Source organism: Thalassobacillus sp. CUG 92003 (assembly GCF_013618635.1).
Taxonomy (GTDB): domain Bacteria; phylum Bacillota; class Bacilli; order Bacillales; family Halobacillaceae; genus CUG-92003.
Genome location: NZ_JABLSJ010000011.1, coordinates 1 through 20,705 on the forward strand (window position 1 = coordinate 1; position 20,705 = coordinate 20,705).

The 20,705-nt window shown below is 43.9% G+C and carries 22 protein-coding genes and 1 other annotated feature; of the genes, 7 read left to right on the forward strand and 15 right to left on the reverse strand.

Annotated elements, in window-relative coordinates; genetic code table 11:
• Positions 1 to 126: 126 nt before the first annotated feature.
• Complete coding sequence (locus HOP45_RS15545) at positions 127 to 552, reverse strand: ester cyclase (protein WP_255437698.1); 426 nt, start codon at positions 550 to 552, stop codon at positions 127 to 129.
• A 99-nt stretch (positions 553 to 651) separates the two neighbouring features.
• A complete protein-coding gene (locus HOP45_RS15550; protein WP_181350302.1) occupies positions 652 to 1,629 on the reverse strand; it encodes a quinone oxidoreductase family protein in 978 nt (325 codons plus the stop codon).
• Positions 1,630 to 2,157: 528 nt separating this feature from the next.
• On the opposite strand from HOP45_RS15550, the gene HOP45_RS15555 reads away from it, so the two are divergent.
• Both HOP45_RS15555 and HOP45_RS15560 read left to right on the forward strand, forming a co-directional pair.
• The gene (locus HOP45_RS15555; protein WP_181350303.1) at positions 2,158 to 2,577 is read left to right on the forward strand and encodes a hypothetical protein; all 420 of its coding nucleotides are present in this window, start codon (positions 2,158 to 2,160) and stop codon (positions 2,575 to 2,577) included.
• 54 nt (positions 2,578 to 2,631) lie between these two features.
• On the forward strand, positions 2,632 to 3,240 hold the full coding sequence (locus tag HOP45_RS15560) for a class I SAM-dependent methyltransferase (RefSeq protein ID WP_370458052.1): 609 nt from the start codon (positions 2,632 to 2,634) through the stop codon (positions 3,238 to 3,240).
• A gap of 6 nt (positions 3,241 to 3,246) precedes the next feature.
• Here the strand turns inward: HOP45_RS15560 and HOP45_RS15565 are convergent, their stop codons facing one another.
• Both HOP45_RS15565 and HOP45_RS15570 read right to left on the reverse strand, forming a co-directional pair.
• Complete coding sequence (locus HOP45_RS15565; RefSeq protein ID WP_181350305.1) at positions 3,247 to 3,726, reverse strand: YobA family protein; 480 nt, start codon at positions 3,724 to 3,726, stop codon at positions 3,247 to 3,249.
• 83 nt (positions 3,727 to 3,809) lie between these two features.
• A complete protein-coding gene (locus tag HOP45_RS15570) occupies positions 3,810 to 4,718 on the reverse strand; it encodes a DUF1002 domain-containing protein (RefSeq protein WP_181350306.1) in 909 nt (302 codons plus the stop codon).
• A 240-nt stretch (positions 4,719 to 4,958) separates the two neighbouring features.
• On the opposite strand from HOP45_RS15570, the gene HOP45_RS15575 reads away from it, so the two are divergent.
• Positions 4,959 to 5,483: a type 1 glutamine amidotransferase domain-containing protein gene (locus HOP45_RS15575; RefSeq protein WP_181350307.1), complete on the forward strand. Its 525-nt coding sequence runs from the start codon at positions 4,959 to 4,961 to the stop codon at positions 5,481 to 5,483.
• Positions 5,484 to 5,621: 138 nt separating this feature from the next.
• Here the strand turns inward: HOP45_RS15575 and HOP45_RS15580 are convergent, their stop codons facing one another.
• Complete coding sequence (locus HOP45_RS15580; protein WP_181350308.1) at positions 5,622 to 6,782, reverse strand: acyl-CoA dehydrogenase family protein; 1,161 nt, start codon at positions 6,780 to 6,782, stop codon at positions 5,622 to 5,624.
• Positions 6,783 to 6,938: 156 nt separating this feature from the next.
• Here HOP45_RS15580 and HOP45_RS15585 point away from each other — a divergent pair, with 156 nt between their 5' ends.
• The 3 genes from HOP45_RS15585 (at position 6,939) to HOP45_RS15595 (ending at position 8,674) form a co-directional block, all read left to right on the forward strand.
• On the forward strand, positions 6,939 to 7,463 hold the full coding sequence (locus HOP45_RS15585; RefSeq protein WP_181350309.1) for a sigma-70 family RNA polymerase sigma factor: 525 nt from the start codon (positions 6,939 to 6,941) through the stop codon (positions 7,461 to 7,463).
• Positions 7,460 to 8,449 (forward strand): anti-sigma factor, encoded by a 990-nt coding sequence (locus tag HOP45_RS15590; protein ID WP_181350310.1) that lies wholly within the window; start codon positions 7,460 to 7,462, stop codon positions 8,447 to 8,449. Before HOP45_RS15585 ends, HOP45_RS15590 begins: the two co-directional genes overlap by 4 nt.
• Before the next feature lie 150 nt (positions 8,450 to 8,599).
• Complete coding sequence (locus HOP45_RS15595; RefSeq protein ID WP_255437711.1) at positions 8,600 to 8,674, forward strand: putative holin-like toxin; 75 nt, start codon at positions 8,600 to 8,602, stop codon at positions 8,672 to 8,674.
• 176 nt (positions 8,675 to 8,850) lie between these two features.
• Here the strand turns inward: HOP45_RS15595 and HOP45_RS15600 are convergent, their stop codons facing one another.
• The 6 genes from HOP45_RS15600 to HOP45_RS15620 all read right to left on the reverse strand — a co-directional run bounded on the left by HOP45_RS15600 (position 8,851) and on the right by HOP45_RS15620 (position 13,366).
• Positions 8,851 to 9,273 (reverse strand): NUDIX hydrolase, encoded by a 423-nt coding sequence (locus HOP45_RS15600; RefSeq protein WP_181350312.1) that lies wholly within the window; start codon positions 9,271 to 9,273, stop codon positions 8,851 to 8,853.
• A 21-nt stretch (positions 9,274 to 9,294) separates the two neighbouring features.
• Positions 9,295 to 9,675 carry an STAS domain-containing protein gene (locus HOP45_RS20780; RefSeq protein ID WP_255437699.1) on the reverse strand — a complete coding sequence of 127 codons (381 nt, stop codon included), beginning with the start codon at positions 9,673 to 9,675 and terminating at the stop codon, positions 9,295 to 9,297.
• A complete protein-coding gene (locus HOP45_RS20785; RefSeq protein ID WP_255437700.1) occupies positions 9,618 to 10,088 on the reverse strand; it encodes a PAS domain-containing protein in 471 nt (156 codons plus the stop codon). The genes HOP45_RS20780 and HOP45_RS20785 overlap by 58 nt, the downstream gene beginning before the upstream one ends.
• 75 nt (positions 10,089 to 10,163) lie before the next feature.
• The gene (locus HOP45_RS15610) at positions 10,164 to 11,021 is read right to left on the reverse strand and encodes a LysR family transcriptional regulator (protein WP_181350313.1); all 858 of its coding nucleotides are present in this window, start codon (positions 11,019 to 11,021) and stop codon (positions 10,164 to 10,166) included.
• 861 nt (positions 11,022 to 11,882) lie between these two features.
• A complete protein-coding gene (locus HOP45_RS15615; protein WP_181350314.1) occupies positions 11,883 to 12,350 on the reverse strand; it encodes a GNAT family N-acetyltransferase in 468 nt (155 codons plus the stop codon).
• A gap of 119 nt (positions 12,351 to 12,469) precedes the next feature.
• Entirely contained in the window at positions 12,470 to 13,366 is an 897-nt protein-coding gene (locus HOP45_RS15620; RefSeq protein ID WP_181350315.1) for a LysR family transcriptional regulator, read from the reverse strand.
• A gap of 117 nt (positions 13,367 to 13,483) precedes the next feature.
• On the opposite strand from HOP45_RS15620, the gene HOP45_RS15625 reads away from it, so the two are divergent.
• Positions 13,484 to 14,482: a YeiH family protein gene (locus HOP45_RS15625; RefSeq protein WP_181350316.1), complete on the forward strand. Its 999-nt coding sequence runs from the start codon at positions 13,484 to 13,486 to the stop codon at positions 14,480 to 14,482.
• A gap of 207 nt (positions 14,483 to 14,689) precedes the next feature.
• Here HOP45_RS15625 and HOP45_RS15630 read toward each other — a convergent pair whose 3' ends face one another.
• The 4 genes from HOP45_RS15630 to HOP45_RS15645 form a co-directional block, all read right to left on the reverse strand.
• Entirely contained in the window at positions 14,690 to 15,163 is a 474-nt protein-coding gene (locus HOP45_RS15630) for a DUF1648 domain-containing protein (protein ID WP_181350317.1), read from the reverse strand.
• Positions 15,164 to 15,205: 42 nt separating this feature from the next.
• Positions 15,206 to 16,360: an AI-2E family transporter gene (locus tag HOP45_RS15635; RefSeq protein ID WP_181350318.1), complete on the reverse strand. Its 1,155-nt coding sequence runs from the start codon at positions 16,358 to 16,360 to the stop codon at positions 15,206 to 15,208.
• Positions 16,361 to 16,691: 331 nt separating this feature from the next.
• On the reverse strand, positions 16,692 to 19,787 hold the full coding sequence (gene ileS / locus HOP45_RS15640; RefSeq protein ID WP_181350319.1) for an isoleucine--tRNA ligase: 3,096 nt from the start codon (positions 19,785 to 19,787) through the stop codon (positions 16,692 to 16,694).
• Positions 19,788 to 19,846: 59 nt separating this feature from the next.
• Positions 19,847 to 20,073: a binding site (T-box leader), on the reverse strand.
• Positions 20,074 to 20,145: 72 nt separating this feature from the next.
• Positions 20,146 to 20,613 carry a hypothetical protein gene (locus tag HOP45_RS15645; RefSeq protein WP_181350320.1) on the reverse strand — a complete coding sequence of 156 codons (468 nt, stop codon included), beginning with the start codon at positions 20,611 to 20,613 and terminating at the stop codon, positions 20,146 to 20,148.
• Positions 20,614 to 20,705 lie beyond the last annotated feature (92 nt).

Here is a 20,705-nt window from a genome sequence, read left to right on the forward strand (position 1 = left end):
GACGTTCAATCATCCGAATCCCTCACTTTTATGTATTGGGTTCAGTGTACAAGAACACCGCAAACTTTTCTCGGGTTAGAGAAAAATTCGCGATTTTAGAATAAGAGGGACTTTTTCAGTGGCCTCTTAAAACATCCGTAGTTGCTCCATTAGATATATGCCATCTGAGGAAACCCAATAGTCCATAATTTTTCCGTCCTTCACAAAGAAAATATCCATTCCATTAAAACTCATTTTTTCTCCAATATCTGCCTGAGCTCCCTCAATACCACCTATATAAAAACCTGTAAATATCCAACGTGCTGAAACATATGGTCCATCTACAATAGGCCCTACCTCGATTGCCATGTTTACATGATCAAAAAACTTGCACCCCTCTGCAATGATTCCATTTAAAGCTGCTGGCCCTTTCCTTTCATTCGAAGATTTCCCATCCATCCTTGCCTGATGAACCACACAATCAGAGGATGTTATTTCCTCAAGAACAGAAATATCCTCATTCCAAGCTTTAACCCACATATTATAAATTTGTGCCCCATGAGTAAACGGCAAGTTAATCGCCCTCCAAACTTTGGATGATTTATGTTATATAGTTCAGTTTGACGAGAATCGGTCTTTTTCCTGCTTCTATTACACAAGAATAGTCTTCACTCATGGCGTGATGATTATTTTTCCTATGTTATGTCGATCAGCCATCAATTGAAACCCTGTATTGACTTCAACCATACTTAGTTTGCGGCTAATTTTAGTAGAAAGATCTTCGGTTGATAATAAATCCAGAACCTTTTCAGCGCTCGCTCTGAGTGATGAAGGACATTCATGTTGTCGTTGACCAGAACTATAACCGACGATCGATCTCGATGTAGAATGAAGATCAGTTGATAATAGTCTCCCGGGTTGTCCGGAAGCGTGGCCATACGTAATTAATTTACCGTAAGGGGCTAAACACTTTAAACTCTTTTCAAATACTTGACCACCGACAGAGTCAAAGACAATATCGACGCCGGTGCCGCCGGTCGAATGAACGATCTCTGTCTCAAAGTCTTCACTTCGATACAATATAGCTTTAGTGGCTCCATACTGCTCAATCAACCTTTTTTTCTGTTCGTTCCCTACAGTCCCAAAGATTTTGGCTTGTTTTCTTTTAAGCAGTTGCAGCAATGTTAAACCCACTCCCCCAGCAGCAGCATGAACTAAGACGCGCTCTGATTCTTTCACACCTGCTGCCTTGTGAGCTAATTCGTAAGCAGTCACACCAATACTTAATATGGAGGCAGCGGAATCAAAGGAAACATTTTCAGGAAGACGATAAGTAAGATGGGAATTTACACTTACATACTCTGCCAGGGCTCCTCCATTGGGAAATCCAGCAACTCTGTCCCCTTGTGAAAACCCTTCGACATTCTCTCCTACGTCCATTACAACGCCAGCACAATCAAAGCCCGGTATAAAGACCTCTTCTCTCAAAGCATGATAGTCTCCTTTAATGGCAGACACATCTGCAAAATTCAAACTGGCCGTTACAACTTTAATTAATACTTCTTTTTGCCCTAGAGAAGGGCGCGACACCTCATCTAGACGTACATACTGGTTATTTTTTTTACAGTAATCACTTATGACAGCTTTCATCATCCACCCCCCCTAAACGTAAGGCAAGTTTTCAATGTGGTCATTCAACGTTGCGCAATATTTCGTCTTGTAAGCATTATTGTATCATTTCACGGTCGTAGCGGCTTGAACCAGGGGTGAATAGGACTATATTAGTTTCTGCCTGGATCATAAATCTGGGGTGGCATATAGGAAGCGCAATTTGGCCTAAAACATTTAAGATACAGCATGGTGGAGCACGGATTTGGAACGGTGCGGAGCTGATCTGGAACGAATTGGTTTGAAATCAGCATATAAGCTGTGGTGCTGAGGTGGCCAGGCATGAATTAATATCTTCCAGGCTTGTAACGCTATCGTTTTGGATCGCAATTTATATTTTTTGGCTTGCAAGCATGCTTCATCCAAGTGGAATATCATTTTGTTACTAATATTGAAATTATTAATGAATATCCCTTATCGTAAATACAAGAGCAATAGTGAAAAGATGAAAAACAATAGCGAATGTGGAGATGGAGACAAAGTACGTCTAACAACGGGAGCAGTTTATAATTGAGAAAGAAAGTTATCATATTTATTTCATTGGCTTTATTTATCATCGTATTAGCAGCCTTCACGTTAGCCGGTAAATTCCCCCTTCGTTCAGGGCCAGGCAACCCAACAGCACACGAGATATTAAATAATAATCCAAATGCGGACATTCTCAAATTAGACGGAGTTGTCTATTCCAATGTTTCCGATCGAGACTGGGTTGAACGTCATGACTACAATAAGAATGAGCTTATTGGTGAAGTCAAAAAACAAACAAATAACACGTGGTGGTTTCGGAATTATTATGCTTCAAAACTTCCAAAAGGGACAAAAATTTATTCGACGAATGAGGGAACATACACGAAAGGTGATGCTCCAGCATTCATCATCATCGAATATGATAACGCGTTGCTCATTTATCAATCCTTAGTTGAAGGGTAATTCCTTTTTATGAACCATCAAAAACTGCTGAACAACAAAAAAGGAGGGCGTAAGGTGGACATTCAGAAACAGCGGCAATTATTTGATCGACAGGCAGACAAATACGAAGTGCGCGCTACTAAGCAAGGTCCTGACCATAAATGGCGGAAGCACCTGCTAGCATCAGCAAAAGGAAACGTGTTGGAAGTCTCCGTCGGGGCAGGGACCAACTTTCCGTATTATCCCAAGGATGCAGCGATTACGGCGGTTGATTTCAGCCCCGCTATGCTGGACAAAGCTAAAGAGCGTGCCCACGCGGAGCAAAGGCAGGTCGAGTTCATGTTAGGCAATGTAGAAGCACTGGAACTTCCCGAGCATTCATTCGATACCGTTGTTTCCACTTTGTCCATTTGTGCGTATCCGAATCCCGATGAAGTGCTTCGACGTTTAGCCAAATGGTGCAGAAAAGATGGTCAGATTTTGCTTCTTGAACATGGGTTGAGTTCAAATCGTTTTTTGGCCGCCCTTCAGAACGTTTTCGATCCACTCGTTAAGAGGAGAGTGGGGTGTCATATGAACAGGGATTTTATGGGACTGGTCGATGATGCTCCATTAGTGGTGCAACGGCAGGAAGATGCTGTTTTTGGCGCGGTTCATCTCATCTGGGCTGAACCGAAACGTTAAATTAAGCTACTGCTTATCGTTTACTCGAACCATGTACTCATCATCATGAATCGTGTTTTTCAGCTTTATAGACCATTCGTCTTGGTCAGCCTCATATGAAATGGATCGGACCGTTAAAGTTCCATTTTCGGGACGTTGTTGCGTTAAGGCTTTATTTAAGGCTTCAGCGTCAGATAGTGTTGCACCTTCTAGAATAGAACTCGGTATAACGTCTACTCTTCCAGCAGATGTTTGACCTGGATAGGATTCAGCTATAGGTCCGTCATACCAAACATCTACTTGTTCCCCGATTTTAACATCACCAGGAGCATCCCTAGCCCAGACAGCGTCGTAAAATTCTTTTGTTTCCCCTGTATCTTCAGATTCGGTAGCGACAACCAATATTTCATTATTTTTCTTATCCATAATATAACCTGTGATATCTGGGCTGGTGCATCCAACTAAAATGAGTAGAATGCCAATAGAAAAAACAAACTTCTTAGTCATTCTGTGGCTCCTTTCAATAAACGTTCGAGCTTCCGCTACGTAAAAAAAGACACAAAGCCAACCACAGCCTTGTGTCTTTTCTATTAACTGAACAAAGAACGGATAAAATTAGTTAACGACGTGAAGAAGCTTTCAATTGCTGAAGATACTTTGTTCCAAAAACCCTCGTCACCCACTAAATCCTGGATGGTATTGGTTAAATCGTCCAATTGGTTGCGAACCTGGTCAAAATCGATATTCAAATCTTTCATTTGATTAAACAAGTCCGTCAATCGTTTGCGGTCTTCTTCACTCAACTCAATATTAAGGGCTTGGAGCTGCTCCTGCACAATTTGTTCAACTTCTTCGCGTGTAGCCGGGTCCTGGTCAGCAATCGCTTTTTTAATTTCTGTCATCAGCTCACTGACTTGGTCGCGATCCAATCCTTCTTTCTCAGCCAACGATGTCGATACATTCAACTCTTCATTGGCAACTTCCATACGGCCTTCATCTAGTTTCGCGCCTTTTTGATCGTACGCTTTATATATGCCTGTCAGCGCGGAATGCCCTGATACTTTTACAGACGACGCCACTTTCACATCAGCATCCTCGACGCCTGCAGTCAATAACGCGTTCGCATACATTTCTTTTGTTACGTCGGTAATATTGTCAGGTGATACGATTTCTATATTCAGCCCTTCTCCTTGGTCCTTTTGAATAATCTTTACGGATGAGAACATTCTGGAGTTAGGGTTTCCGCCGATATAGCTCGCTATATCCTGTCCGTCTACTGTAAACACATCCACTTCGTTGTGTTGATCGACTTCCAGCAGTTCCTGGACATCTGACTTTTGCTGCTCTGTTAACGATCCGCCATAGACAACGATAGGCAGCCCTAATTTTTCGTTGATTGATTCGCTTTGATCCGTTGATGCAAATACTTTACTATTCTGTTGGCTGATACCGACGATCAGGCAGAGGGCAATTAACATAAGACTTAAACGTTTAAGCATACATTCTACTCCTTATCAATTTAATGGAAATCGCTGGCTAATGACTGAGCACGTCCATCCCTATTTATTATACCTTATTCTTTCCTTTGGATAATAGATAATGTGCTCGTTGTTTATTGACGTTTCTCGACCCGAAAACGTTTCACTTCAGCTGACATTCAATCGTCAACAGTCGATAAACTGTGATGCGTTTGATACACTGAGCATGTTTCAGGATATAAAAGAAGGAGGCATTACGACATGCGTTTACATCATAAGAAAGTCATTGCACTCGTCAGTAAAGATTTTGAAGATTTAGAGCTTTGGTATCCTTTACTGAGATTACAGGAAGAAGGCGCCACTGTGCACCTGGTCGGGGAAAAAGCCAATGCGGAATACCCTGGTAAATACGGAGTTCCAGCCACGTCTGATTATACTTTCTCCGATATTGATCCTGCTGATTACGATGGAATCCTCGTGCCGGGAGGATGGTCTCCTGATAAGCTGAGACGCTATCCGGAAGTCCTGCACATGGTGCAGCATATGGATCAGAATAATAAGCCAATCGGTGAAATTTGTCATGCCGGCTGGGTCCTCATTTCAGCAGACATCCTTAAAGGCCGCAATGTGACCAGTACGCCTGGCATCAAGGACGATATGACAAACGCCGGCGCTAATTGGGTCGATGAAGCTGTGGTCGTGGACAACCATATCGTGTCTGCGCGCAGACCGCCTGACCTGCCGCCTTATGCAAAGGCCTTTGCTGATTTACTGGCAGATAATTAAAAAAACGAGGTAAAACTAAATGATACAATACACATGCCGAACTGATTTCGCTGAATTCAGTTCGGCATGTGTATTGCTAAGGAACAACGCAGATTCGTAGTAACACTTCTGATTTACTTAGTATTCCAGTCTCGACTTTTATCCATCCAGCGCGTTCCCGGCCAATATTTGCAGAACGGCATCATCCATAGGGGGGTTATGAAGTCCTGCCCGTACATCACGGTAATATTTTTCAAATTGATACTGTTTCGACAATCCGCGGCCGCCCGCTACTCTCATCGCTAAATCGACTATTTCTTGTGCTTTGTTCGTGACAGATACTTTGACCGCAGCTAAATCACCGGCCATTTCAGTCCGTTTCACTGGTTGTTCGTCCCATTTTTGTGCTACGGAATAAAGAAAGTGATGAGCCTCAATCAACTTGAGATCCATCTCTCCTATTTTCTCACGAATGTGAGATACTTCTGAAATCGTTGTGTTTAAACTGTTCGGCTGAAAATTTTGGGCAAACGTAATGGCTTTATTGCGTGCTGCTAGGGCGATTCCAAGATAGCAAGCGGGTATGTGAAGCAGCCAACCTTTGGGAGAGGGTTTTTGACTGCCTTTCATTTCGACCAAGTCACGCTCGGGGAGCTTCACATTCTCTAACACGAGATCATCACTTCCTGTTCCACGCATTCCAAGCGTGTCCCACGTTTTTTCAACTTTAACGCCAGACAAATCACGATGTATTAAAAACCACCCTACTGTGTCGAGTTCTTCTACATAAGCCGATACAATAAAATAGTCTAACTGCTCAGCCATAGACGTAAAGGTTTTTCGTCCATTCAACACGTAACCTTCCCCCTGGCGCACAGCTTTAGTTTCGGGTATGCCGCCGCGGGTGGGGCTTCCGGTTGCAGGTTCTGAAGCAGCTCGATTAACAATCACTTGATTAGCTTTTATTTCATTGGCTAATCGTACAAAGTCAGTATCCTCCCAAGGCTGGTCATCCTTCAGTTCCATGACTACACCTAAATGCCAGCCGATGGAAAGTGCTGCTGAACCATCACCTTCAGCCAGCTTTTCTTGCAGTAACAAAAACGTATATAAGGATATATTCTCTCCACCATAGTTCGCTGGTAACGTGAGTGAAGGGTATTTTTCCTTCTTCATTTCATGCAGCAATTCAAACGAAAAGGAAGCTTCCTTATCAGATTGAGCCGCGACCTCTCCTGCCTTTTCTGCTAATCGTTCGGCTTTGCTGAACAGTCGCTGCTGGTCTTCGGTCTTCACCCATTTCTTAAGTAGGTCTGTCACCCTTACACCTCCGATTTTCTATCCATCTTTCCTTAAATCATACAAAAACAGTCAGGATTATGCCAATTGTGAGTTTGAATTTTTCTGTATAATAGGTGTAACATTCCTTACTCCCACACGTTGTAAGTGTGAAGTTAATAGTGATGGAGGTCCATTGTGAATGAACAACAAAAGCAGCGTTTAGAAGATGTTTACGCTCACCACGCCAAATCACTCTATTTCTATTTATTAAAGATGACAGGATCCCCTCAGATTGCAGAGGATTTAGTCCAGGAAACCTTCGTACGCGCTACTGTGTCTTTGTCATTTTATAAACAAGAGCAAGTCAAAGCCTGGTTGTTCAAAGTTGCTCGCCATGCTTACCTTGATCTGTGGCGTAAACGTCAAAAATGGAAATGGGTCCCGTTTTATGACGTGCTGAATCAGCACCCGATCACCAACCCTAACGGTGAACCCGAAGCCGCGTTATTGAAACAGGAAGCGAGAATCGAGATTGATCAATTAATGGATGCTCTCCCCGAAACGTATCGCACAGCCCTGTATTTACGTGAAACCTTAGAACTCTCCTACAAGGAGATTGGTGAAACAATGGACCAGAATGAAAACCAAGTGAAAGTTACGCTCCACCGGGCCCGGCAACGAATGAAACAGCTCAATGATGAAAGGAATGTAGAACGATGACCGAATGGACTGAAGCAAAAGAAAAAAGAATCCTGTGGAAGTATCGCTTTTCACTTACGTTTCGGGTAATCCGGATTTTACTTGGGATTTTCCTCTTATATGTCCTCTACAATGCCAGCATCCACCTGTTTTATGATTACAGCAACTCAGGGGAGAAAAATGCGTATTACGCTAAACTCGCTATTGAATGGAAATATCCTGCTTTGCAAACCGATTTTCACAATCCGCCTGCTGATATAACGCCTTTATTGACTCAGTCGTTGGAAATCCCTGTTTCGCGTAAAGTTGGAGCCGAAGCTGAAAACGTCGGGATGGCTGACATTCATAAAACAATCTTCCCTTGGTTCTCGAGCCAGTCAATGGAATTTTTTGAACATAATCAACAGGGACCATTCACTTTTTATTTACCTGAAAACCCACGTAACGGGGAACCCGCAACATTCATTGACTCCGACCAGGTTTGGGAACGCCTGGATAAAGTTCATGAAGGTACTGTAGCCGACTTGGCCTTCTCCACCAAATCGTTCCACACGCCGGAAGAAATGAGTGAGTTGTTAGCGGGATACGATGTGGATATTGAATGGATGGCCCTTTATACAGGGGAATTATCCGACTTTGAGATCGGGTACAGCCAGAGCGGAGGAGCACTGATGGTGAATGGAATTGGGTTAAGTGCAGGTAGGGAAATCGATAAACAAACCTATCAATCCGGCGCCACCTATCCGCTATCCCAAAAAAATATCGGGCAAAGCAAAGACCTCATGTTAGCTAACATGAAAAATATACTAGACAAAGGAATGCCTTACTATAAACATTTCCTTGAGCTACCGCATCTGCAAGAAAGGTATACCTATATGAATGAACACGGGTTTGACGTGTATGGCGCTGTCGTAACTGGGCCTGTCGAGGAATTATTAAAGCTCCGAGAGGAAAGTCAACTTCACGGGGTGAGCCTGGGCGAATTGGAATATTGGAATTGGGATTGAGTGAGAGAATTCTCATAAAAACTACGACGTATGATTCAATACGCCCACCTGTTCCTGTGATATAATCGGAAAAGATAAGCATTCTTTTAGGGTGGTCGGCTAACCCCACTACGAGAGGGGGTGATGCCTATCTGCATGCACGAAATCCTGATGGTGTTATTTGCATTTGGAACTTTCTTGACTGCATTGCTTACGTTGGTCTTAAATATGATCAATAAAAAATAGACCTCCCTATTAACTCAGCCAAAAGTTGAATCGGGAGAGGTCTATTCTTCAAAGGATAGCTGATCCCCTGAGGGATGCTTATCACGAGGGGACTCAGTAGCTGCTGGGTCCCTTTTTTTATTCTACGTCTACCTATGTATGATGATACCATGAATCTGTAAAAAATGCCAACCGGACTAAACAGATTTGAGGCCTTCGTTATAATAGACCGCGGAAGCATTGGACATTTTTTGCAAGCCGTAGGGATAATGGGGCAATAATTCTTCCGCTTCTTGCCGCGGCGCCCATTTCACTTCGGAAATCTCTTCAGGATACTGAATGGAGACTTCACCGCTTACAACCCGCCCTCTAAACGTAATAAACAGGGCATGATGTTGAGAGAACGACATAAACGCTTCGTTTATGGATAAAATATCTTCCGGTTGAATCGTGACACCCGCTTCTTCATAAGTCTCGCGGATCACCGCTTCATCTAATGTCTCTCCATTTTCCACAGCCCCTCCCGGAAGTGACCATGTATTTCTCCCAACATTCTTCACAATCAGAACGTCGTCCCTTTCATTCGTAATGAAAGCATAAACAACATCGATCCTCTTCATCAACTCATCTCTCCTTCTTCCCTATTGAATAAACTGCAGGGCTTGCTTGACAGACGTATAACTCTGTAACGATAACTCGTTAAAATCAACATGTGGGGCGCTTTCCATCGCAAAGTGAGGTTTCACGCCCGTGAGGATAAGTGTAGTCCCCATCAAATCAAGCAGCTGGTTCAATTGATAAATCCCTCTGTGCAAATCAGTACTGTAGGAATGGATGCCAGATAAATCCACGATTAAATAGTCTTCTTTAGCTTCATTAACATGAAGGCTCACGACATCCAGTATCTTATGTAGGCGCTCTTCGTCCACCGTGCCGACTAAGGGTAAAACCGAGATGTTTTCGGCTACTGGTACGATCGGAGTGGACAATCGATTGACTTCGCTAAAGTAATGATCGACCATTTCCTCGTCCGCTTTCTTTTTGAGACATCCCTTTGGACACCAACAAAATAAGTTTGCTCCATCGTCTCCATGTACACAGGATAAATTTGCAGCTCATTCCAAAATGACGACCCGTCTTTTCGATAATTCTTCAATTCTACATTGACCTGTTCCTGCTTTTCCAACGCATTACGCAATGTGGTCACAGCAGCAGACTCTGTTTCCTCACCTTGCAAAAAACGGCAGTTTCGACCAAGCACTTCCTGAGCTTGATAACCTGTCATTTCTTCAAATCCCCGATTCACGTAAATAATCGGGTTGTCTTCTTTGCTAGGATCTGTAATCACCACACCTGCACCCACGTAATCAATGGACGCTTTAATGAATTCGTTCCGTTTGATTTGTTCCAGTTTAGTTTGAGATGCCTCGCTCATATGTAATATCCCCTTTAAAACAAATCTTCCTGTTCTATGGTACCACAAACGTTCAATACGGATGAATGCCTTAAATTAACCTGTGAAAAACTGCTGATCTTCAATTAGTTCAAGAAAAGCCCGTACTTGAGGAAGTTGTTGAAATGGCTCTTGATAACACGCCCACGTTTCCCTCGCCAAAGGGCGATTGTTCATCTCCAACGCGAGGTGAGGATATTCGCGAAGGGACGAGTCAGCCATACTTTCCGGGAGCACCGTCATCCCCAGCCCTTTCTTCATAAATTGTTTGCCTGTTTCAAACTGGTCGACTTTTATGGTCGTCCGGGGGCGAATGTTTGCCTGATTATAAAACCATTCCTCCACCAAACTGCCAAAATCAGGATCGCTCTTGAACTCAATAAAGGGCCGATCAACCACGCCCTCAAAGGGTTGGGTATCAAATAAATACAAAGCGTCGCTAAACAGATGCCTGGCTTCCATCCGTTCCATTTTATCACCGCGGATGATGCGGATATGGAACGGGTGGTTGGCAATTTTTATTTCCTCACTGACTCCTGTTACGAGGTCGATGCTCACATGAGGGTATGCTTGCGTATAAGCTTGCAGTATAGCCGGCAGATAACGTTGACTGACGAGTGAAGAGGCACCGATCGACAATGTGCCCGCAACCCCCTCCCTCGTTTGATCGAGCCTGTCGTTAAGCTCTCGTTCATGCTCAAGCACCTGTTTCGCATGGGCAATAATCATTTCACCTGGTGGTGTCGCGAGCAATTGCTTAGAAGTGCGAATGAAAATGTGCTGATTAAAATAATCTTCGATGTATTTCAGCCGTTGCGTGACTGCAGGCTGCGAAATTAATATTTTCTTTGCCGTCATTCGGATGGTTCCATATTGATCTAATGCTTCTAACAGACGGTAATCCTCTATTTTCATGCCACCCTTCCTTTCCTGTTTGCTCTGTAAAACCTCTCTGATGAATGTTCATAAAGTCTTGTCGAGATTGCGTTTGCAGCGATTTTTAGCTCCTACTGCGACCATCTCACGATTGTTTACCATCAAGAGACTGAATGAATAACAGTCCCGAAAAGGCCGTAAGAAGAATTTGCGTTTCTGGTAATAGAAACATTTCGATAAAGAACGGAATGTCCCGACTAAACCAGACCAACCAATAAACTCTAGGAATAAAACTTATTATCGCTAAGATAACCGCTGGCACCAGTAGCCAATTAACTTTAATTCGCTTATCAAAAATTATAGTGTATAACGATTTCCACCCCATCAAAACACCAAATAAAAACGCCCATAAAGACATTGTCATTAGAAGCCTAAATTGATTTTCTGTTGATCGCTGCATAGCTATTTGAACGTCATGATAGTTGCCCACCATCAAATAAAGCAAAACCATCATACCTAATATTACTGCGATGCTTTTATCATTTTTTTAAGAATAGTAAATCCCCCATTACCTCGAAATCGACCACCAGCGTTAACAGTGTAATCATTAAAAAGGTACGCTCAGGGTCTTTAACCCGAACGTACCTTCCGTGATGCAGAATCATGAATGTTGGCTTGGTTCAGCGAGCTTCTTCTTTTGGTGATTTATACACCTTTTCCACTTTTACTCCCAGGCTGCGCAGATAATGGACAATCTGGTCAAGGCTTTTCATGATTTCACCTCAATATAATATAAAAAGATAGTTAACTAAAAACAGGCGTCACAACTGCCTACTCTATATACGATCATAGGCTGGGAACGTTTCATCATTTAATAATTATCTTTTCCCTGATTCACACTCAATTATTCACGTTTTTTTTCATTACATAATTGGTGAATTCGGTATCCTTGATAATGACATTCTTCTTCTCAATCTCTTCGTAGCCACGAGCTGCAAAGAAATCTTTGGCTGTAATACTGGCTTCTGTGGAAATCATGGTAATGCCATACTCACTCGCTTCTTCTTCCATATGCTGCAATAACGTTGAGGCAACGCCTTGATTTTGGAAATCTTTTTGCGTAAACAACAAATCGAGATGACCATCCTTCGTCATGCTGCCAAAACCAATTAAGAAGCTGTCTTGTTCAGCCACCCATGTTAACTGCTGGTTCAAACGCGGTTCCCATTCTTCTACTGCATGAGCGCTGGAAGCCCACGTTTCCACCTGCTTGGAGGTATAATCCTTACGATTGACCTTCAAAACAGTACCTTGAAATAAAGCCAATATATTCTGGAGATCTTGGGATCGGAATTTACGTATATACATAAAACTCTCCTTAACCTTTATTATTTAAAATAATTGCTCTGTTAAAACTATGTATTGTTTAACAAAGCAAACATAAAAGGAATACGCTTTCTTAAATCATCATCAATCTTAACACTAGTTTATGTTAAATTATCAAAATGGTAAAGCGTTCGGATAATTTCTACGAAAACATCTGCATTTTTGGAGTGATTACCATCCGCTGTCAAAACATAAGAAAAAAAACGCTTTGCCGGATTCATGAACGTCACATCCCTGATCAAGTAGTCAGCAAAGGTGTTTTCCACGACCGTTTTTGAAATGAATGAGAGACCCAGCCCTTGCTTGACCCCCTGCACAACGCCGTGGTTACTTCCAATCGTCATCGTTCGGGATGGCCTGATGTTATACGCTTCAAACATACTGTCCATTAAAGCACGCGTACCTGACCCTGACTCGCGGCTTATCCATGTCTGGTCCTGCACATCTTTGAATTCCAATGTTTGCTTAGCATAAAGCGGATGATCCTCTGGAACAATCACCACCAATTCATCCTGCAAAAACGGAACAGTCTGCAATTCCTTGAAATTAACCTGCCCTTCCACGAGACCAATATCAACGTCATGAAGCAACACCCCACGGTTAACTTGCTCAGTGTTATCGATGGTGACTTCCATATGAATATCAGGGTGTAGCGAGCTGAACGCTTTCATAATCCCTGGTAGAACATACTCTCCTACGGTATAACTTGCACCGATATGTAAGCTCCCGCGCAGCTGTTGATGATAGTCCGCAATATCTGATTTGGCTCTTTCAATGATGCCGTGTATCTGTTTTGCCCGTTCATAGACCATCTCACCTGTATGAGTCAGATGGAATCGTTTCGGCGATCGATCAATTAAATTAGTGTGAAAAAATGTTTCCAAACTCTTAATATGAAAGCTGACTGTCGGCTGAGACAGCATAAGCTTCTGGGAAGCCCTAGTGAAACTTTTTTCTTCTACTACCGTGACGAACGTGTTCAATGCTTCTAGATCCATTGGCAGCTCCAATCATTAATATTATTAATCATAACGATCACAAAGTTTTATTTTACTAATCATTATACGGGACATATAGTGAACTTAACAACATTTTTGTGTAATGAGGGAAAACACATGACTCAACCTATCACGTCTAACCGTTTCTTCTTTTACGGAATCGGCCTTACCTCCCTATTTGCTGCCGCAGGATTTCTATTAGCCTATGTACCTTATCTGGCCACAATCGGCCCATTAGCTATAGCGATCCTGCTCGCTGTCGGGTACAGACAATTCAAAGGGTACCCGACTCAGCTGAACGCAGGGATTATTTTTTCCAGCAAAAAACTGCTGCGTCTTGCTATCATCCTATTCGGTTTAAAATTGAACATAAACGTCATTTTTGCAGAAGGGCTTCCTTTAATTGGGAGAGATGCGGCTGTGGTCGTATTCGCCATTGGGTTGACTATGTTATTTGCGAAGTGGTTTAAAGCCGATCGCTCGTTGTCCTTATTACTTGGAATCGGAACGGGGGTATGCGGAGCATCTGCCATCGCAGCAGTATCCCCCATCCTGAAAGCCAAAGAAGAAGATACAGCGATCAGCGCGGGGATTATTTCGATCATAGGAACCTTGTTCGCCGTCAGTTATACAGTCATACGTCCGTTTCTTCCCATTGAAATGGAGGCTTACGGCATGTGGGCGGGGCTAAGCCTGCATGAAGTGGCCCATGTCGCCCTGGCCGGTGCTCCAGCAGGAGAATCTGGTTTGGCCATGGCCTTGTTGGCTAAATTAGGGCGCGTATTTTTACTCGTCCCGCTCACATTTTTTCTCATATGGCTCATGCAGCGTAAAAATGCTGGGCATCAAGAAGCTAAGCCCGCCTTTCCATGGTTCCTGCTCGGATTTATTGGGATGAGCCTATTCGGAAGCTATATTCTCGGAATTTATGTGCCAGCTCCACAAGCAGTAATGGACGCAGTCTCCTTCGTCACCACCTTTATATTGACGATGGCCATGGTCGGTTTAGGTTTGAGTGTGAGCCTAACTGATTTAAAAGCACGCGCCATAAAACCCTTACTAGCAATGGCCCTTGCCTCCGTCGTCTTATCTGTTGCAACGTATTTCATTTTATAGTTACTATTTTTTCGGTCTCGTTTACGATATATCAGTCTTCATGTGGATTTATCAGTCTGCAACATTTTTTATCGGTCTAACTCTACAATTTTTTCGGTCTAATACCCCTTTTATCGGTCTAGCCACTATTTATCGGTCTAATCTGCCGGAATATCGGTCTTCATCTGAATATATCAGTCTAACTCACGTTTTATCAGTTAGTCTCATTCATTGTTTCGTCGTTTTCCAGATCCGTACCAGGAAAAAGCTTAAAACGCAGAATATAGCTCCTAAAAAAATCGGTAAATACCAGAGACCTAGCCCGCTCGATTCGCCCATCGCAACCAGAATGGTCTGCCAATGACAGTAGGCAAAGCCCGCCGCCAACAGGACTTGCAGCCAAGCTACGAGCTTTTGTGATTCGAGGATATACTCCTCTCGATTTCTTTCTTCTCGTTTAATAGGAATATTGATGAGGCTTGGAAAATGCATGGCCAAGCCCATTAACGTAGTCAAAAATAGACCGATGGCTGGCAAGAAAAAGATAAAACCTTTAGAGGCGTAGGCATCAGGTTCTCCCGATGCGTTAAAGTGGCGGGGTACTTCGGCGGGAAGTTCAGCCCACACCATCATACACGTGCCAAACAAGAGCAGCATCACCAATAGACTTAGAAATGTTGTCACTTTTCCGAAACGCGGCACAACCTTCACCCCTCTTCACATTGGATCATTAGCGGTCTCTAGCTATTCCGGTATATGGTACTGCTCGTTTTCTTCAGCAAAGCGGTTGTATCTTCTTTGGAATAAGTAGAACAGATGACCGACAATCACTTTCAAGATAGCATATGCGGGAATGGCTACAATCACCCCGATTAAGCCGAATAAATGGCCGGCAGTCAGCAGGACGAAGATAATGGTGACAGGGTGGACATGTAGGCGATTGCCCATAATTTGTGGTGAAATGAACTTCCCTTCCAGCAACTGCACCACGGTCCACACGATCGCTAATTTTATCAACATAAACGGCGATGTGACGATCGCAATGATAAGCGCAGGCGTGATGGCAATCGTCGGGCCCAGATACGGCACGACACTAGTCACGCTGGCAATAGCTGCGAGTAGTAATGCATAGTCGAGTCCAATAATGACAAACCCGATGTACATCATCACGCCGATACAGAAACTGACCAGGATCTGCCCTTGAATATAGGCGCTCAATTGATGATCGATCCCTTTGAATACAAGTTCCAGATCCGTTCGCATTTTGGGAGGGAAAATTCGCATAACCCTTTTCGGGAAGCTTTCTCCATCTTTTAATAAATAGAACAAAATGAACGGCAGCGTAACGAGAGCGATCAAAACATTCGTAACAGTTGAAATAAAGGTGGTGATCCCCTCAAGCGTTTGCCCAATATAAGAGGAAAGATTTTCAGGAAGCTGGTTAAGTAAGCCCTCGATGTTACTCGACAGCTGATTATAGTAATCCGCAAATATCGAATTGCGCAGCCATAAATCGGTACTGTTCCCGAGCTGTTTCATATACTGAGGAAACTCGTTGGTCAAGCTTATGAACTGCTTTTCCAAAAACGGAACGAGTAAGAAGATGAGTAAGGTAATGAGACCCGAGACCAATACGAGAATCATTAAAATGCCCCACACTCGTTTTATACCGGTTTTTTCAATAAGGATCAGGAGCGGGCGCAGCACATAATAAGCAACGACCGCAAAAATAACGGGGAGAGCGATGGTCTCAATGAAGACAGCTACAGGTTCAAATATAAACGCTACTTGCGTGTAAACAAGAACATTTAACCCAAGCATTAATAAAATTCCTAATATGTAGATAATATTTCTGCCGCCAAAAAACTTGATGAACGAGCTTGTTTCCCATTTACCCATTAACGTTACCCCCTTGCCGCCTGCTTAGAATGTCCATCTTAATGTTTTCATTCTACCATACGTACGCTCTACTCTGATAAAAGTTCCTTGAAAGAGAAAAAAATCGTGCCTGAATAAGACACGACTCTTAGTACCGTTTCGCCTTGCGTTTATTCATAAATTTTCTAATAAGCGGGTATAGCATTGGTCCATATTTAATCAAACGTTTGATTAACCGCCCCATCTTATCACTCCTTTTCGAAGTCTCAGTTAAAGGCTTCCCGGAGATCACCTGATTTAAACCCTATGACAAAAGCCCCTGCAACTTTGTGCAAGGACTTTTGAAGATACATCACTCGTAATGGAAGGCCAGTTTCAGCGTTTGGTCGCCAATGGTAAATTCACTCATCTCATCTTGTTCATTATAGCTTAAGTTACGAACAAGTACGTTTTCTCTGATAAGCGATTCATTGTTCTTTATCGCCTGTACTAAGTCAGGATCTCCAGCTAATGACATATCGACGCGAAGATCAATTGGCAGATCGAGCTGTTTCCGATGATCTTGGATGACCCGGATCACTTCTCTTGCCAGCCCTTCTAAACGTAAGTCTTCCGTGATCGTCGTGTTCAACATGACTTGGAAATCTTTTTCAGACGCCATGGCCATGCCTTGATCCGCCTTCGTCTCCACCACAATCAGATCCAGCGGAATGGTTACTGCCTCTCCATCATCACCGGTGAATTCAGCAGCGCCTTGTTCAACGACTTCTTTAGCCTGGGCGTCGGTTAAATTGGCGAGATGTTTTTTAGCGGAACCCGTGTGCTTCCCTAATTTTGGTCCTGCTTCTCTGAAGTTCAATTTCAATTCATAGCGAATCAAATCTTCTGAGGAGAACTGGACAGTCACGGACTTCACATTGATTTCGTCTTTAATAATGGCTTCGTACTTTTTCAATGCTTCGCCCCTTGACGCTTCAGCCGGCAGAATAATCAGTTCAGACAATGGCTGCTTCGTTTTAATGGCTTCACTGTTACGGACGTTCCGCGCCAGTTCTACGACTTGAAGCACTCCATCCATGTCTTTTTCTAATTGTTCATCCACCAATTGCTCATCACGTTGCGGGAATAGTGCCAAATGGACGCTCTCGCCTGTCAGATTGTGATAGATATCTTCTGCCAGAAACGGAGCAAACGGCGCCATCAGCTTACTGAGAGTTTTCAAGACTTGATGAAGCGTTTGGTAGGCTGCTTGCTTGCCTGGTGACATACCTTCTTCCCAGAAACGATCACGGGAGCGACGGATATACCAGTTACTCATTTCATCCACGAATGTTTCAATCGCTTTAGCCGCTTTGGTGAAGTCATATTGATCCAACGACACTTGAACCTCTTGTGATACGCTCTGCAAACGTGAAAGGATCCAACGGTCCATCAACGTCTGTTCAGATTCAGTGTGCGTCTCAGGATCGAATTTATCGATGTTAGCGTAAATCGTGTAGAACGCATGGGTATTGACCACCGTATCGATGACCTTCGATTTGGCTTCCGATACCACACGTTTGGAAAATCGTTTATTATTCCATGGATTACTATCCGCAAGCAAGGCCCAGCGCAGAGCGTCCGCACCGAATTCTTCCACTAACGCTACTGGACTTAACGCATTCCCTTTACTCTTAGACATTTTCCGTCCATGTTCATCTAGAATGTGGCCGGTAGACAAAACCCGACGGTATGGCGGCTGCCCGGTAAAGAGCGTGGAGACCGCAAGCAAGCTGTAGAACCAGCCACGGGTCTGGTCAACACCTTCACACACCACATCAGCAGGATATTGTTTTTTGAACAATTCTTTGTTTTCAAATGGATAATGGTATTGGGCAAACGGCATCGCCCCGCTATCGAACCATACATCGATCACTTCGGCAGCACGGTTCATGGTACCACCGCATTCACCGCACTCTAGCTGCACAGCATCCACATACGGTTTGTGAAGCTCAATATCATCCGCAACGTCACCCAACGCATGCTTCTGTAAATCTTTTACGCTTTCCGGCGCATATTGATGCTGGCAGGATTCGCATTCCCACACATTCAAAGGGGTACCCCAGAAGCGGTTCCGTCCGATATTCCAATCCACCATATTTTCAAGGAAGTTCCCGAAACGCCCATGCTTGATATGATCCGGATACCATTCCACCATGTCATTATTCTTCAGGAACTGATCCTTCAATGCCGTCGTTTTAATGAACCAGCTTTCGATTGCATAATAGAGGAGCGGCGAATCACAACGCCAGCAATGCGGATAGCTGTGTTCATATTTTTCTTTATGGAACAACAGGCCGGCGTCCGCTAAATATTTAACGATATCCACGTCACAATCTTTGACAAATCGGCCCGCAAACGGCTTAATTTCGCTTGTAAATTGGCCTTGTTTGTCGACGACGTTAAAGAAGGACAAGTTATTATCCAGCACAACCTGATAGTCATCTTCACCATACGCCGGTGCAACATGAACCAGCCCAGTCCCGCTTTCATCATTGACAAAATCAGCTTCTACGACGAGATGACCGCGCTCTGGTTTAATGAATTGGAAAGGCGCTTCGTAATGAAGACCAGTAAATTCATTCCCTTTATGCGTGGAGAGAACACGATGATCTTCCCCAAGCACTTTCTCGGCCAGTGTCTCAGCCACGATATACGTCTCGCCATCTTTTTCAGCCTTCACGTAGGTCATTTGCGGATACACCGCAAGGGCCACGTTAGCCGGCAGCGTCCAAGGTGTCGTCGTCCATCCCAGGAAGTATTCATCTTTCCCGGCTACTTTGAATTTGGCTGTAACCGATAGATCCTTGACATCTTCATAACCCTGGGCCACTTCATGAGAACTTAGCGTCGTCTGGCAGCTAGGGCAATAAGGCGTGACGCGATGACCTTTATCGAGTAGGCCGCGTTTGTGAATGTCACTCAGGATATACCAGATACTTTCAATATAATTGTTCTCAAGGGTAACGTAAGGATCATCCATATCAAGCCAGTAGCCGATAGATTCCGTGAATTCCCGCCACTGCCTTTCGTATTCAAAGACGCTTTCCTTACATTTCTCAATAAAGGCTTCAATCCCATATTCTTCAACCTCCTGCTTGCCTGAAAGACCGAGCTGCTTTTCTACTTCAAGCTCAACAGGAAGGCCATGAGTGTCCCATCCGCCTTTACGAAGGACCTGATAGCCTTGCATGGTTTTGTAACGTGCCACAAAATCCTTGATCACACGGCCCAGAACGTGTCCCGCGTGAGGAAGACCGTTCGCTGTTGGCGGGCCTTCATAAAACACAAACGTTTCTTTCCCTTCACGTTCGTCCATAGAACGTTGAAACACATTGTCTTCTTTCCAAACCGATTTCACCCGATTCTCGCGTTGAAGCGGGTGTTCCTTAGCATTCACTTCGCGCATATCCATTTCTCCTTTGGTTGGTTGATTATAGCCATAAAAAAATCCGCCCCTGCTCAAATCACAGGGACGGATTTATACATCCGCGGTACCACCCAGTTTCCGCACAACTATCACCACGTGCGGCACTTCGTCAATCTACGAGTAACGGTCGTTCCCGTTCAAGCCTACTTCAGTTCAGCCTGACTTCTCCGAGATGATCTTCAGCTCAGGGACAGCCACCGGATTCCAGCGCAACCGGCTCTCTTTGGACTCTCACCTAACTTACTGTTCTCTTCACAGAATTTCCCTTTCAACAAAGATACCCGATTCCATTCATTTTGTCAAAGCTTTCACCTCTTATCATGGTCTTGCCCCTCATTTAAGGAGAACTGGAATTTGACAAAAACTTTCCGTAAAGGTAACCGGCTGAAAATAAGACTCCGGAAATGACATAAGCGAGCGCATGGATTCCTTCTGAAGGGGGGATGGTAGAGAAAAAAGAAAGAATCCGGGAAGCAACAGGTATGACATAGAGAATAGCCGCTTGCGCCAACCCTCCTATCGCAAGAATCCCTGTTTCACCGCTCATCATGATGAACTGCCAGGCAAACACAGCGAACGATGCTAAAACGACACTGTTGCCTAACCACCATCCTTTCCAACGGGGTAGGTAGAGTTTAGCAAACAATGCCCCGATGCCAACCCAATAAACAGAAAAACAGACTACCCAGATCCATAGGGTTTGAATATAGAGTGAAAGCAATGGGCCCCAGTGGCTGATGACCACTCCGACCAAAAACGGAAGCATGACTAAGCCAGCAGCTATGCGGTATTTTAACGTTTTCATGGCTACCCCTTCTTTCCTCTCATTCTTTAGTCTGAGACGAATCTCGCACTTTTCGTCGAACATACTAAACAGCCATCGCCTTCTCCCCATCC

What these genes read in the sequence shown, in the direction of transcription:
- HOP45_RS15550 (WP_181350302.1), bottom strand. Translation starts at nt 1,629, where the DNA reads ATGAAAGCTGTCATAAGTGATTACTGTAAAAAAAATAACCAGTATGTA.
- HOP45_RS15565 (WP_181350305.1), bottom strand. Translation starts at nt 3,726, where the DNA reads ATGACTAAGAAGTTTGTTTTTTCTATTGGCATTCTACTCATTTTAGTT.
- HOP45_RS15570 (WP_181350306.1), bottom strand. Translation starts at nt 4,718, where the DNA reads ATGCTTAAACGTTTAAGTCTTATGTTAATTGCCCTCTGCCTGATCGTC.
- HOP45_RS15575 (WP_181350307.1), top strand. Translation starts at nt 4,959, where the DNA reads ATGCGTTTACATCATAAGAAAGTCATTGCACTCGTCAGTAAAGATTTT.
- HOP45_RS15590 (WP_181350310.1), top strand. Translation starts at nt 7,460, where the DNA reads ATGACCGAATGGACTGAAGCAAAAGAAAAAAGAATCCTGTGGAAGTAT.
- HOP45_RS15600 (WP_181350312.1), bottom strand. Translation starts at nt 9,273, where the DNA reads ATGAAGAGGATCGATGTTGTTTATGCTTTCATTACGAATGAAAGGGAC.
- HOP45_RS20780 (WP_255437699.1), bottom strand. Translation starts at nt 9,675, where the DNA reads ATGGTCGATCATTACTTTAGCGAAGTCAATCGATTGTCCACTCCGATC.
- HOP45_RS20785 (WP_255437700.1), bottom strand. Translation starts at nt 10,088, where the DNA reads ATGAGCGAGGCATCTCAAACTAAACTGGAACAAATCAAACGGAACGAA.
- HOP45_RS15610 (WP_181350313.1), bottom strand. Translation starts at nt 11,021, where the DNA reads ATGAAAATAGAGGATTACCGTCTGTTAGAAGCATTAGATCAATATGGA.
- HOP45_RS15615 (WP_181350314.1), bottom strand. Translation starts at nt 12,350, where the DNA reads ATGTATATACGTAAATTCCGATCCCAAGATCTCCAGAATATATTGGCT.
- HOP45_RS15620 (WP_181350315.1), bottom strand. Translation starts at nt 13,366, where the DNA reads ATGGATCTAGAAGCATTGAACACGTTCGTCACGGTAGTAGAAGAAAAA.
- HOP45_RS15625 (WP_181350316.1), top strand. Translation starts at nt 13,484, where the DNA reads ATGACTCAACCTATCACGTCTAACCGTTTCTTCTTTTACGGAATCGGC.
- HOP45_RS15635 (WP_181350318.1), bottom strand. Translation starts at nt 16,360, where the DNA reads ATGGGTAAATGGGAAACAAGCTCGTTCATCAAGTTTTTTGGCGGCAGA.
- ileS (WP_181350319.1), bottom strand. Translation starts at nt 19,787, where the DNA reads ATGCGCGAAGTGAATGCTAAGGAACACCCGCTTCAACGCGAGAATCGG.
- HOP45_RS15645 (WP_181350320.1), bottom strand. Translation starts at nt 20,613, where the DNA reads ATGAAAACGTTAAAATACCGCATAGCTGCTGGCTTAGTCATGCTTCCG.